Below are 12821 nucleotides of genomic sequence, written 5' to 3'. Positions count from 1 at the left end.
TATATGAAACCGGTTTCAGAGCGACCTAGGGATTCCCCTAGGTCAGCTTTTCGATGCGCCTTCTGCCTACACTGCAGCGATGCTGAATACACCCCCAGCACCTGCCGTGCAGCATTTCAGGCAAGCCCTTCTCTGGCCCTTGCGGCTCATGCCCGCGCCTGACGCCAAGCCCACGCACCACGGCCCTTGGCACGTGCTGCGCGAGATGGGCGACGCCTCGCCCTGGCGCGAAGAGATCGACGAATACACGGGTGACAGCAGCCGTTTTCACGAGCGCCACTACAACGAGTTCGTGAGCTTCCTGCCCTACGTGCAGCGCTTTCTCTACGGCGAGGGCCGCTCCAGGAGCAGGAGCGGGGAAGAAGACGGCAACGACGGCGATTCGCCGATGCGCATCTTTCGGCGCCACGACATCGCCGCCGTGCGCATGGTGCCGCAGGCCGGCGACGCACCCATCACGCTCGACGTGGTGCATTGCGACCTGTATTTCTTCTTCGACGTCGACGTGGTGCTGCTCAACCTCGAAGTCGGCGCGGACAACCTGAGCCTCGCGCAGGCGCAAGACCTGCTCTACCGCTTCGGCCGCGCCTACCCGGCCGGCTGGGGCGCCGACGGCGGCGCACTGCATTGCATGGCCAGCGTCGAATGGCTGGCGGCCGACGGCAGCGTGCTCGCAAGATCGGATGCACAGCACCGCGACGCATTTCTTGCGCATGTGGCCGAGCACCGGGCACCGCGCATTTCGGCACACTGGGCCTACCTGATGCAGCCGCTGGTAAGCGACCATTCGGACGACCCCGGCGTGCTGCGCTACCGGCAGATCGAGTACTACCGCATGCCGGTAATGGCATACCTTTCACTCGACGATCCAAAGCGCCTTTCGCGCAACGACTTCATCCGGCTCGGCCTGGTCACCGGTGCCGCCGAGGCCGATGCGGCGCGGGATGCCCACCTGCCCTATGCAGAGCAGCACCTGGCCGACTTCGAGCACAAGTACTGCTACGACCGCTTCTGGGTCGATGCAGGCGCTGCGCCGAACACGCGCTATCTGTGCAACGGCCATGCGCTGATCGTGGTCGGCGACGCGCGTTCCGAGTTCTTCTGCTGCCGCGACCGCGGCGTGCTCGCGCAGTTCAGGCACCAGCACTTCCTGCTGTTCCTCATCGCGCATTTCCAGAAGGCCTCGCTGCTGATGTTCTCGGACCAGCTGGTGGAGGCCCTCAAGCGGCTCGACATTCGCAGCACGCCGAGCGTGAAGCAGTTCAAGCGCGCCATCCGCTCGAGCTTCGAGCGCTTTCTGCGCTTTACCCACCGCTACTGGTTCCACGAGATTTCAGAGCAGGCGCAAGTGCGCGCGCTCTCGCACATGTGCACCACGCACCTCGGGCTCGACCCGCTCTACGACGAGGTCAAGTCGCGCATTGCCGACATGAACACCTACCTCGATGCAGACAGCCTGCGCCGGCAGGCGAGCACCGTGGTGCGGCTTACGGTGGTCACGCTGTTCGGCCTGATCGGCACCGTCACCACGGGCTTTCTGGGCATGAACCTGCTGGCCGAGGCCGATGCGCCGCTGTGGCGCAAGGCACTCTGGTTCGGGGTGGTGTTCGTCTTTACGACTTGGCTCACGATCTACACGATGGTGAAGTCGCAGCGGCTGTCTGACTTCATCGATGCGCTGTCCAACGATAGGCTGGGGTTTCGCGGGAAGCTCAGTGCGCTGGCGCGGGTCTGGCGGCCGGGGGCGGATTGACCGACGTTGTTCGGGGTGCGCGCCCGCCGACGGGGTACCTTTCTCCGCGAATGTCCCCCGGCCTGCGGCCTCCTCCTTTATTTCGCTGCGCAAGGCACCCCGTCGACGGGCGCGTTATGAGCAACGGTCATTGATCGGCCGCACACCAGCAGCGTGCCCCGGTGCACAGGGCATCGGGTGCTCCCCGCAGCGAAATAAAGGAGGAGCCGAAGGCGGGGGACATTCGCGGAGGGGAGTACCCGGTGGCCTTTGCACGCGCCCTGAATGCGCTCACAAGAAACACGTCAGGACCAAGATCTCGCGGCCACTTACCGGACAAACCCACAGATGCGTGCAGCCCTCGCCTCCGACATCTACGGAAAACCTCCTCGCACCGGAAGCCGTGAGCTTCCGGTTCAATCGCCGAACGCGATCTGCGCGCTGTCCACCGCGCGGATCGGCACATCAAAGCTCGTGATGTCCGACAGCGTGGCGTTGTGGTGCGCACGAATGAAGGCACCCGTGGCGTGCGGCTTGTCGTGCGAGGTGTGCGCGTCGGCCGCAAGCACCACCTCGTAGCCCAGCGCGGCGGCACGCCGCACGGTGCTATCTATGCAGAACTCCGAGGAATAGCCGCAGATCACCACGCGCTGCACCGCTTGGCCGGCGAGCCACGCTTCGAGCGGCGTGCGCAGGAACGAGTCGGAGGTTGTCTTGCGAATCTTCGTATCGCCCGCAATCACGCGCAAGGCGTCGGCAAGTTGCCATCGCTCGGAATCGAATTCCAGGTCGATGGTGTTCTCGTGCTGGATGAAGGCCACCGGCACTCCCGCGGCGCGGGCACGCTCCGTCAGAGCATTGACCCGCTGCGCGACCTCGCCAGCTTCGTGAGGGCGCGGCAGATCGTCATAGAGGCCGCGCTGCATGTCGATGACGAGAACGGCGGTTTTCAGCATGGCGTTAGAAAGCAAGGCCTTTGATAGACCAGAGGATGACACCCGACAGCAGGGTCGAGATGAGCGCAATGACCGCGCTGGCGCCGAAAGATGTGCCGATGCCAAGCTGGAAGCCCAGCGTATAGGCGACGAACAGCCCCGCCATTACCGCCAAGGCGGGCAACCCGTCGACTTGGTGAATGCCCGTTCCGCTGGAAAAGCTCACGAACGCGAGAAGGGCCAGGGCCACGAACAGGGAGGCGTAGAAAACCGATTTGAAGGATTCGCTCAACGTCGGCGAGACCCCCGCGACGACCTGCGCGGAGATCTTCACCACCACAGTCACGAACAGCACGAGCGCGCCGACGGCCACTGTGAGCTTGAGCGGCGCCAAGAAGGCGAAGAAGATGAAGGCGCCGATGAAGAGCAAGTAGTGCATATCAGGCTCAATTGTGAGCCATCTCAGTCCGCTTCTCTCTTCAATTCCAGGCGCTCACCTCCAGCCGCACCTTGCCGCTGATACCCGGCGCAGCCGCTGCCGCACCCAGGCTCGAAAGCGGCACGATGCACTGCTGCTTGCCATTGGCCAGCTGCGTCGAACTCATCGGCAGCGAGGCTTTGCCCGCGGTGTCAGTCTGCCAGCCGTATTTGATGTTCCAGTTCTGCGCCGGATCGTCCGCCTGGGGCGGGGAAAGCTCGATGACCAGCGTGTCGCGGAACAGCGAACTGCCCTCGTAGTGGCCGTCGAGCCAGAACTTCTTGTTGACCTGGTAGTCGGGCACGCGCACCCCGAGCGTCATGGCGTAGGCCAGCGTTGGCCGGTCCTGCTTCACGCGTGCCTTGTTGGCAAGGAACACGGTCGACAGATAGATCGAGCGGCGTTCGGGCTTGGCCGGATCGGTGAGTTCCTTGTGGGTGCGGCAGGCGGGCGAATCTTCTTCGGCCACGCGACGGCTCAGGTACCACCGCTTTCCGCGCGGGGCAGCGAGCAACTCTACCTGGTAGAGCGCATCGACGTCGGCGTCCTTGGGCAGGTCGGGCGGCAAGGTGACGCCGTCGACGTCGAACCAGAGATCGACGCGCACGTCGCCGAACAGAAAGCGCACCAGGTTCTGGTACGCCTCCTCGGAATTGACGATGCCGAAGTAGCCCGAGTGCGAACGAAAGGCGTAGGCGGTGGCGACGGGTTTGCTGCGCTTTGCCTCGTCGATGGACCAGAGCGAGGCGTTCTCGATGCGCACCAGCCCATCGCTGCCGTGGCCCGCGAACATGCGCGACAGGCCCTTCGCGGCCTCGTAGTCCCCGCGGTTGGAGCCCACCATGCAAAAGAAGCGCTCGGCCGGAAAGGCCGCGGCGGGCAGGTAGTCCATGCGGCCATCGACCGGTGCGGTGTCGAGGAACTCCGACATTTTCTCGCGGTTGAAGGTGTTCATCTCATTCGCGGTCAGCCAGCCCGGCACGTTGACTCCGCCCAGGTCGATGCCGTTGTGCGGCGTGGCATAGGTGAACACCTTGTCGACACAGGCGCGAGCAGCGGGCTCGGCGAGCGTGGGGTTCTGCAAGAAGGCCCGCACGACCAGGCCGCCCATCGAATGCGCCACCAGGTAGCAGCGAAAGTCCGCGGGCGAAAAGGCGGCGCCCTCGCGCAGCGCGACCAGTTCACGCACTCTGAGAATCAGTTTGCCAAGGCCCTGCGCGTAGATTTTCACGTCGCGCGACTTGCCGTCGCCCAGCAGTTCAGAGCCGCTGTCGTAGTAGCGGTAGATGACGATGGATGCGGCTGGAATGCCGTCCACGTCCTTGCCGGTTTCGTCCGGCGAGGGCTTCCAGTCGTTGTCCAGAATGTCGAGGCCGTTCTGATAAACACTCTGGTATTGAAAGTCCGCCAGGAGACGCACCACCGGAGATTCGAAGACGAACTTCTGCGCCGGCGCGTCCTTCTTGACGGTGGCCCGGTACACGGTGGAGCCCACATTGAAGCCGCAGAACGGGTCGGCCGCCGTGTCGTCGCGTTCGGCCTCGGTCATGGCGTAGCCGCGCACGTAGATGATGGGATAGCGATTGCTGCTCATGGTGGGTGTCGCCCTTTCAAAGCCCGCGGGTCTGGCGCTTTTCAGTGTGCCGCGCGGCGACCCGCCCGGCCATAGAGCACATGGCATACGACAAGCGGTGCGGCAATGTCCCTGTGCGCCGAATGTTTCTGCCGTTGAAACCATTGGCAACGAAGCCCCGGCTAAGCTCGCGCCGCAAACACCCCCGAACATCCGCATCCATGAACGACGTTGCTCGCCCCCTCCTCCTTCTGAAGCACCGCTTGAGCCGCTTTCGCCGCTACGGCACTTCGCTCTTCGCGGCAAGCTGCGCAATGGTCGCCGGCTGCGTGAGCAGCAGCGGGTGCGAGGCACGCTACGACGCATCGCCACAGTTCAAGGGCTGCGGCTTCCAGAACCTGCCGAACCCGGAAGTCCTGCCCTCCGCCAGCGCCTGGCGAATCTGGTCGCGCTTCATCGTGGGCAGCAAGGTAGGCACGGTGCCGGTCGATCCGATTCCGGTGCACACGCTGAGCACCGCCGAACTCGATGCGCTCGACCCCAAGGCCAACCACGTGGTGCGGCTCGGGCATTCGTCTCACCTGCTCAAGCTGCAGGGCAAATACTGGCTGATCGATCCGGTGTTCAGCGAGCGCGCGTCACCGTTCACCTGGGTGGGGCCCAAGCGCTTTCACAAGCCGCCGCTCACTCTCGAGCAGTTGCCGCCCATCGAAGGGCTGATTCTTTCGCACGACCACTACGACCATTTGGACGTGGCGACCATCGAATATCTTGCGCAGCGTGTGCAGCGCTACTTCGTACCGCTGGGCGTACGCGCACGACTTCTGGCCATGGGCGTGCCGGCCGACCGCGTGACGGAGCTCGACTGGTGGCAAGGCGGTGAACACGACGGCGTGAAGCTCACCGCCACACCGGCGCAGCACTTCTCGGGCCGCACGCTGACCGACCGCGATCGCACGCTGTGGGCCTCATGGGTGGTGCAAAGCGGCGACCAGCGCATCTTCTACAGCGGCGACTCCGGCTACTTTCCGGGGTTCAAGCAAATCGGCGAACGCTTCGGCGGCTTCGACCTGGCGCTGATGGAAAACGGCGCCTACGACGCCTATTGGCCCGCCGTGCACATGACGCCGGAGCAAAGCGTGCAGGCTTTCGAAGACCTGCGGGGCAAGGTGCTCTATTCGGTGCACAACAGCACCTTCGACCTTGCCTTTCACACCTGGCACGATCCGCTGGACCGCATCGCCAATCTCTCGAAGGCAAAGAACATCGAACTCGCAACGCCGGTCATCGGCGAAGTGCTGACGGTAGGAAAGGCCCGCACCAACGAGCGCTGGTGGGACGGCCTCAAATAGGCCGCCCACCCAGGGCTCAGGGCTAGCCGCGTTCCTTGCGCTCGCGCGCCCGGCGCTGCTGCCGGGTTTCGTTGGCTTGCGCAGCAATGCGATCTTTCTCGCGCTGCTTGGCGCCGCGCTTCAGGCGCATCTGGCGGCCGAACCAGAAGCTGCCAATGCCCGTGACCACCGCAATCGCGAGGCCGATAGTGCTGAAGTCGATGCCGCCCATCACAGGACCCGCACGATGCTCGTCGGCTTGAACCCGAGGTCGGCCGCCTTGCCCTTGCGTGCACGGCTGCCGCGCGCGTTGTTGAGCGTGCGGATCTCCAGGGTTTCGTCGCGCTCCTTGCCGCCGCGGCCAATGCCTTCGATCTTCACGCTGCGCGTGTAGGCCGCGGCGCCCGCGAGCGTGTCCTTGGCGTCGAGGTCGATCAGGGTCAATCCGCGGCCGCCCTTCGGCAGGCTCTTGAGTTCGGCAATGTCGAAGGTCAGGATGCGGCCGCCGGTGGAGGCGCAGGCCACGTGCGTGGCCGCGGGCATCGGCTCGGCGCCACTCGCACCGCCCACCAGCGATGGGCGGCAAAGCTGCTCGCCCTCGCCCACGTCGATGAAGGCCTTGCCGCCGCGCTGGCGCGACATCATGTTTTCGACGGTGGCGATGAAGCCGTAGCCGCCGGTGTTGGCCAGCAGCACGCTCGCGCCCACCGGGCCCGCAAAGAAGTGCGTGACGTGCGTGCCGGCATCCAGCTCGATGAGCGTGGTCACGGGCTGGCCGTCGCCGCGCGCGCCCGGCAGCGACGCCACGGGCACTGTGTACACGCGCACGGTCTTGTCCTTTGCGCTGCCGAAGACCAGCAGCGTGTCGACGCTTCGGCACTCGAAGGCACCGTAGAGCGCGTCGCCGGACTTGAAGCTGTATTCGGGCGCGGCCGAGCCGTTGCCTGCCGCCTTCTCGCTGGCCCAGCCCTTTTGCGCGCGGACCCAGCCCTTTTGCGAAACGATGACGGTGACGGGCTCGTCGACCACCTTCACTTCGGCGACAGCGCGCTTCTCGGCCTGGATCAGCGTGCGGCGCGGGTCTTCGAAGGTTTTTGCGTCGGCTTCGATTTCTTTCACCAGCAGGCGGCGCAGGGCCGCCGGACTGCCGAGGATGTCTTCGAGCTTTTTCTGCTCGTCGCGCAGGCCTTTGAGCTCTTGCTCGATCTTGATGGCTTCGAGCCGCGCGAGTTGGCGCAGACGAATTTCGAGAATGTCTTCGGCCTGGCGCTCGCTGAGGTTGAAGCGCGCAATGAGCGCAGCCTTCGGGTCTTCCGCCGCGCGGATGATTGCAATCACCTCGTCGATGTTCAGCAGCACCAGCTGCCGGCCTTCAAGGATGTGGATGCGCTCGAGCACCTTGTTCAGCCGATGCCGCGATCGCTTTTCGACCGTGATTTCGCGGAACGCGATCCACTCGTTAAGCATCTGGCGCAGCGACTTCTGCGTCGGCTTGCCATCGATGCCCACCATGGTGAGATTGATCGGCGATGAGGTTTCGAGCGAAGTCTGCGCGAGCAGCGTGGTAATGAACTCTTCCTGGCTGATGCGCGAGGTCTTCGGCTCGAACACCAGCCGCACGGCGGCGTCCTTGCTCGATTCGTCGCGCACCACGTCGAGCACCGACAGCATTGCGGCCTTGAGCTGCGTCTGCTCGGCGCTCAGGGCCTTCTTGCCGGCCTTGACCTTCGGGTTGGTGATTTCCTCGATTTCCTCGAGCACCTTCTGCGTGCTGACACCCGGCGGCAGCTCATTGACCACAAGCTGCCACTGGCCGCGTGCGAGGTCTTCGATTTTCCAGCGTGCGCGCACCTTGAGCGAGCCGCGGCCAGTACGGTACGCGTCGGCAATGTCGCCCGGGCCGCTGATGATTTGCGCGCCGCCCGGGTAGTCGGGGCCGGGCACGATCTGCAGCAGCTCTTCATCGCTGAGCTTGCCGTTCGACTTGATCAGCGCCACGCAGGCGTCGGCAATTTCGCGCAGGTTGTGGCTCGGAATTTCGGTGGCCAGGCCCACTGCAATGCCGCTTGCGCCGTTGAGCAGCGTAAAGGGCAGGCGCGCTGGCAGCAAGCGCGGCTCTTCGGTGCTGCCGTCGTAGTTGGGAATGAAGTCGACCGTGCCTTCGTCGATCTCGTCCAGCAGCAGGCTGGTGATGCGGGCCAGCCGCGCCTCGGTGTAGCGCATGGCCGCGGCGCCGTCGCCGTCGCGGCTGCCGAAATTGCCCTGCCCGTCGACCAGCGGGTAGCGCTGCGAAAAGTCTTGCGCCATGCGCACCAGCGCGTCGTACGCCGCCTGGTCGCTGTGCGGGTGGAAACGGCCCAGCACGTCGCCGACGACGCGTGCGCTCTTGACCGGCTTGGCGCCCACGGTGCCGTTGGTGCCGCCAAAGCCCAGGCCCATGCGCGACATCGAATAAAGAATGCGCCGCTGCACCGGCTTCTGGCCGTCGGACACATCGGGCAGCGCGCGGCCCTTGACCACGCTGAGCGCGTATTCGAGATACGCGGTTTGTGCATAGTCGGCAAGGGTGAGGGTGGTGTCGCCGTCGGTGGGACCCTGGAGATCGAGCGGAGGTTGGGAGTCGTCCATGGAGAAGAGAGAAAGAAAAACAGTTGCGGGCCGGGCGCTTGCGCGCTCAGCCTAATGTGAAGGCCTCGTGTACCGCGGATTGCACGGAGCCGCCGAGCACCGCGCCGCCGCCGGCCACGTAGATCCAGTCGCCGATGACCGCGGCGCCGACGGCATGGCGCGGCGTGGTCATCGGTGCATGTCGTTGCCAGGTGTCGCCCAGGGGGTCGTAGCTTTCCATCTGGCCGAAAACCCTGGCCTGGCGCGGCACGCCGCCCACCAGGAACCCGCCCTCCCCGCCCATGGCGAAGAGGCGGCCCCGGTACACCACCAGTCCGTGGCCCGAACGTGCGGTGGGCAGCGGCGCGCGCAGCTCCCAGGTGTCGCGCATGGGCAGGTACACATGATGCAGGTCGGTGTTGTATTCGAAGGTGTTGAAGCGTCCGCCAATCACGTGGATCTGGCCGCCGCTCGCCACGCAGCCGACGTGGTCTCGCGCGCCAGGCAACGGCTTGCGCGGGGTCCAACGGTCGGCCTTGGCGTCGTAGACCTCATGCCAGCCGACGCTCGCGCGTTCGGCCGCGGGCTCGGAAGCGCCGCCTATCAGGTGCAGCGAGCCGTCCAGCATCACGGCGGCCGCCGCGCCGCGGGGCCGCGGCAACGGCGCAATGGTGGTCCAGCGGTTGGCCGCTATGTCGTAGACGTAGGCGTTGGTGTCGGAGCGGCGGTTCTGTTCGACGAAGCCGCCGAGTGCATAGACGCGGCCCTCGTCGGCGGCAACCGCCACATGGTTGGCGCCGCGCGGCAGCGGCGCACCGTCGAGCCAGCGGTCGGCCGCGGGGTCGTAGATGTGGTGGTAGTCGCGGTTGACGGCGCCTTCGCCATAGCCGCCGACCACATGCATGCGTCCCTGCGCGGCAGTGGCCCAGGCCATCTCGCTGCGCGGAATCGGCAGGGCCGCCCGCTTTACCCAGCGCCCTGCGGGCCCGGCGGGCGCGGGGCTGTCCGTGACGCGCTGGGCCTCTTGCTCGGGTGTCATGTGATGCGGAACGCCGCCCTGGAGCCTTGCATACGGATCCTTCGACGAAGGCACCGGCGGCAGCGTGTCGTGCGTGGCCGCATGCTGCGCGCGTGCAGCGCCGGCTACCGCGCAAGCGGCGGTCGCAAGAACGAAGCTTCGGCGTTGCATGGCGGGCTCCTTCATTGGCGACGAAGAAAGGCGGGTGTGCGGCATCAGTGCACGGGCATCAGGACACGGGCGCTTCTACGGCAGCATCCGGCACCGCCGGCTGCTCGGACATCCCGGGCATTGCAGGCATGCTGCTCGGCGAATCGGACGGCATGTTGCCACGCCCCACCGCCCCGCCCTTGGGAACCACCAGCTCCATGCGGATGCGGCCCGGCGTCTTGCCGCCCCGCACATTGCCGGTGCTGCTGCCGCCTGCCGCCATGCCTGCCGACGGCTTCAGATATGCATAGAGCCGCAGCACAGTCTGAACGTAGTTCTGCGTTTCCTTGTAGTTCGGAATCTTGTTGCCCGCGCGCTGCACGGCGCCTTCGCCTGCGTTGTAGGCGGCAAGCGCCAGTTCGATCTGCCCCGGAAACATCTCGATCAGGTCGCGCAGGTAGCGCGAACCGGCGGCAATGTTGACGCGCGGATCGAACAGCTTCTTTTCGATGGTGCCGCGCTTGTCCGCGGAGACGCCGTAGCGCTGCGCGGTGGCCGGCATGAGTTGCATGAGGCCCATCGCGCCCTTTGGCGAGACGGCCTGCGCGTCGAAGCCCGATTCGGTTGCAATCAGCGCCTGCAGCAACTCGTAGTCGATCGAATGCTTGTTCGATGCGTCGCGCAGCGCGGCCTTTGCAGTCTTGTAGCTTGGCGAAGCTTCGAACAGCGCAAGCAAGGTTTGCGATGCCGGCGGCACCTTGCCGTCGAGCCTGTGCCCACCGCGGCCTAGCGGCGAAATTCCCTTGGCAGTGTCGAAGCTCTGGCCACCGCGAAAGAAGATCTGGTAGCGCTCGTCGATCTTCTCGGAAGCGAAATGGGCGATGCCCTTGCTGTCGATGTAGCCGTAGATGTCAGCGGCGTGCGCAAGCCCCTGCTGCGTGCAAAGCAGCAAGGCCAGGAGCAACGGACGCATGAAATCTGAAATTTTCACGAGGATGGTCAAACATCGATATCGACATCGTCGGCGCGCAGTTCCATGAGCTCGCGCCGCGCGGCTGCCTCGCCCTTGCCCATGAGCTTGGTGATCTCTCCCTGGGTGGACGTGAAGTCGAAGCGCCCCAGCTGTACCTTCATGAGGCGCCGGGTATCCGGATTGAGCGTGGTTTCCCACAATTGTTCCGCGCTCATTTCGCCCAGGCCCTTGAAGCGGCTGATGCTCCAGGCGCCTTCGCGCACGCCGTCCTTGCGCAATTTGTCGAGTGTGGCGGTCAGTTCGCCCTCGTCAAGTGCATAGACCTTGGAAGCCGGTTTCTTGCCGCGCGCCGGCGCGTCGACACGGAAAAGTGGCGGCTTTGCGACATACACATGGCCGGCTTCGATGAGTTTTGGAAAGTGCCGGAAAAACAGCGTGAGCAGCAGCACCTGGATGTGCGAGCCGTCCACGTCGGCATCGGAAAGGATGCAGATCTTTCCGTAGCGCAGGCCGCTCATGTCGGGCGTGTCGTTGGGCCCGTGCGGGTCGACGCCCACGGCCACCGAGATGTCGTGGATTTCGGTGTTGGCGAAGAGGCGGTCGCGCTCCACTTCCCAGGTGTTGAGCACCTTGCCGCGCAGCGGCAGGATGGCCTGGCTTTCCTTGTCGCGGCCCATCTTGGCGCTGCCTCCCGCGGAGTCGCCCTCGACCAGGAAGACCTCGTTGTGGCTCGTGTCCTTGCTTTCGCAATCGGTCAGCTTGCCGGGCAGCACGGCTACGCCCGACCCCTTGCGCTTTTCGACCTTCTGGCCGGCGCGCTGGCGTGTTTGCGCGGCCTTGATGGCCAGTTCGGCGAGCTTCTTGCCGTAGTCGACGTGCTGGTTGAGCCACAGCTCGAGCGCGGGGCGAACAAAGCTCGACACCAGCCGCACCGCGTCGCGCGAGTTGAGGCGCTCCTTAATCTGGCCCTGGAACTGCGGATCGAGCACCTTGGCGCTCAGCACATACGAAGCGCGTGCGAACACGTCTTCGGGCAAGAGCTTCACGCCCTTGGGCAGCAGCGAATGCAGTTCGATGAAGCCTTTCACCGCGGTGAACAGGCCGTCGCGCAGGCCGCTTTCGTGCGTGCCGCCGGCACTGGTGGGAATCAGGTTGACGTAGCTCTCGCGCACCGGCTGGCCGTCTTCGGTAAAGGCCACGCACCAGTCGGCGCCCTCGCCTTCGGCGAAGTTGTCGGCGTTCTTGTCGGCATGGCCGCTGCCTTCGAAGAGCGGAATCACCGGGTCGCCGTTGAGCGTCTGCATCAGGTAGTCGCTCAGGCCGCCCTTGTAGAGCCACTGCTGCGTTTCCTTGGTCTTCTCGATGGTGAGCGTCACGCTCACGCCGGGCATGAGCACGGCCTTGCTGCGCAGCAGGTGGGTGAGCTCGCCCATGGGCAGGGCTGCGGTTTCGAAGTACTTGGCGTCGGGCCAGGCGCGCACGGTGGTGCCCTGCTTGCGTTCGCCGGCTTCGAGCTTGCGGATCTCGAGCGCCTCGATCACGTCGCCGGCGCTGAAGGCCAGCCTGGCGGCCGAGCCTTCGCGGTGCGAAGTGACTTCGAGCCGTTTCGACAACGCGTTGGTTACCGAAACACCCACGCCGTGCAGGCCGCCCGAAAAGCTGTAGGCGCCACCGGAGCCCTTGTCGAACTTGCCGCCCGCGTGCAGCCGGGTGTAGACCAGCTCGATCACGGGTGCCTTTTCTTCGGGGTGCATACCGAAGGGAATGCCGCGGCCATCGTCCTCTACGCTGACCGAGTTGTCAGCATGCAGGGTGACCTTGATCTTCTTGCCGTAGCCGGCCAGCGCCTCGTCGGCGGCGTTGTCCAGCACTTCCTGGATGATGTGCAGCGGGTTGTCTGTCCGGGTGTACATGCCCGGGCGCTGCTTCACGGGCTCAAGGCCCTTGAGCACGCGGATGGAACCTTCCGAGTACCCGGAGGACGCGGACGATGAACTGGGGGGAGTCTTGGGGGGAGTCGCCAT

At 65.2% G+C, this 12821-nt stretch carries 10 protein-coding genes; 2 read left to right on the top strand and 8 right to left on the bottom strand.

All coding sequences use genetic code 11. The features are described 5' to 3' along the window. Positions 1 to 79: 79 nt before the first annotated feature. Entirely contained in the window at positions 80 to 1753 is a 1674-nt protein-coding gene (locus J2X67_RS07735; protein WP_309951959.1) for a hypothetical protein, read from the top strand. Positions 1754 to 2148: 395 nt separating this feature from the next. Here J2X67_RS07735 and J2X67_RS07730 read toward each other — a convergent pair whose 3' ends face one another. The 3 genes from J2X67_RS07730 to J2X67_RS07720 are packed head-to-tail and all read right to left on the bottom strand — an operon-like array spanning position 2149 to position 4739. After that, positions 2149 to 2685, bottom strand: a complete 537-nt coding sequence (locus J2X67_RS07730) for a cysteine hydrolase family protein (RefSeq protein WP_309952506.1) — start codon at positions 2683 to 2685, stop codon at positions 2149 to 2151. Between the two features lie 7 nt (positions 2686 to 2692). Next, complete coding sequence (locus J2X67_RS07725) at positions 2693 to 3106, bottom strand: hypothetical protein (RefSeq protein WP_309951957.1); 414 nt, start codon at positions 3104 to 3106, stop codon at positions 2693 to 2695. Between the two features lie 40 nt (positions 3107 to 3146). Further along, positions 3147 to 4739 carry a hypothetical protein gene (locus J2X67_RS07720; protein WP_309951956.1) on the bottom strand — a complete coding sequence of 531 codons (1593 nt, stop codon included), beginning with the start codon at positions 4737 to 4739 and terminating at the stop codon, positions 3147 to 3149. Positions 4740 to 4939: 200 nt separating this feature from the next. Here J2X67_RS07720 and J2X67_RS07715 point away from each other — a divergent pair, with 200 nt between their 5' ends. After that, entirely contained in the window at positions 4940 to 6070 is a 1131-nt protein-coding gene (locus J2X67_RS07715) for an MBL fold metallo-hydrolase (RefSeq protein ID WP_309951954.1), read from the top strand. 22 nt (positions 6071 to 6092) lie between these two features. Here the strand turns inward: J2X67_RS07715 and J2X67_RS07710 are convergent, their stop codons facing one another. Genes J2X67_RS07710 through J2X67_RS07690 form a run of 5 tightly spaced genes read right to left on the bottom strand, consistent with a single transcriptional unit; the run spans position 6093 to position 12821 of the window. After that, positions 6093 to 6281 (bottom strand): hypothetical protein, encoded by a 189-nt coding sequence (locus J2X67_RS07710; protein WP_309951953.1) that lies wholly within the window; start codon positions 6279 to 6281, stop codon positions 6093 to 6095. After that, on the bottom strand, positions 6281 to 8677 hold the full coding sequence (parC, locus tag J2X67_RS07705) for a DNA topoisomerase IV subunit A (RefSeq protein WP_309951952.1): 2397 nt from the start codon (positions 8675 to 8677) through the stop codon (positions 6281 to 6283). The genes J2X67_RS07710 and parC overlap by 1 nt, the downstream gene beginning before the upstream one ends. Before the next feature lie 46 nt (positions 8678 to 8723). Beyond that, entirely contained in the window at positions 8724 to 9845 is a 1122-nt protein-coding gene (locus tag J2X67_RS07700) for a kelch repeat-containing protein (RefSeq protein ID WP_309951951.1), read from the bottom strand. A 58-nt stretch (positions 9846 to 9903) separates the two neighbouring features. Then, positions 9904 to 10797 (bottom strand): lytic transglycosylase domain-containing protein, encoded by an 894-nt coding sequence (locus J2X67_RS07695; protein ID WP_309951950.1) that lies wholly within the window; start codon positions 10795 to 10797, stop codon positions 9904 to 9906. A gap of 26 nt (positions 10798 to 10823) precedes the next feature. Next, a complete protein-coding gene (locus J2X67_RS07690; protein ID WP_309951948.1) occupies positions 10824 to 12821 on the bottom strand; it encodes a DNA topoisomerase IV subunit B in 1998 nt (665 codons plus the stop codon).

The organism is Variovorax sp. 3319 (assembly GCF_031456585.1).
In the GTDB taxonomy this organism is placed as follows: Bacteria; Pseudomonadota; Gammaproteobacteria; order Burkholderiales; family Burkholderiaceae_C; genus Variovorax; species Variovorax paradoxus_P.
The sequence above is the reverse complement of the archived record's forward strand: the minus strand, read 5'-3'. Positions and strand labels throughout refer to the sequence as shown.

Bases quoted from the DNA above. Each gene is read 5' to 3' on its own strand.
- J2X67_RS07735 (WP_309951959.1), top strand. From the start codon at position 80: ATGCTGAATACACCCCCAGCACCTGCCGTGCAGCATTTCAGGCAAGCC.
- J2X67_RS07700 (WP_309951951.1), bottom strand. From the start codon at position 9,845: ATGCAACGCCGAAGCTTCGTTCTTGCGACCGCCGCTTGCGCGGTAGCC.
- J2X67_RS07710 (WP_309951953.1), bottom strand. From the start codon at position 6,281: ATGGGCGGCATCGACTTCAGCACTATCGGCCTCGCGATTGCGGTGGTC.
- J2X67_RS07725 (WP_309951957.1), bottom strand. From the start codon at position 3,106: ATGCACTACTTGCTCTTCATCGGCGCCTTCATCTTCTTCGCCTTCTTG.
- parC (WP_309951952.1), bottom strand. From the start codon at position 8,677: ATGGACGACTCCCAACCTCCGCTCGATCTCCAGGGTCCCACCGACGGC.
- J2X67_RS07695 (WP_309951950.1), bottom strand. From the start codon at position 10,797: ATGCGTCCGTTGCTCCTGGCCTTGCTGCTTTGCACGCAGCAGGGGCTT.
- J2X67_RS07715 (WP_309951954.1), top strand. From the start codon at position 4,940: ATGAACGACGTTGCTCGCCCCCTCCTCCTTCTGAAGCACCGCTTGAGC.
- J2X67_RS07720 (WP_309951956.1), bottom strand. From the start codon at position 4,739: ATGAGCAGCAATCGCTATCCCATCATCTACGTGCGCGGCTACGCCATG.
- J2X67_RS07690 (WP_309951948.1), bottom strand. From the start codon at position 12,821: ATGGCGACTCCCCCCAAGACTCCCCCCAGTTCATCGTCCGCGTCCTCC.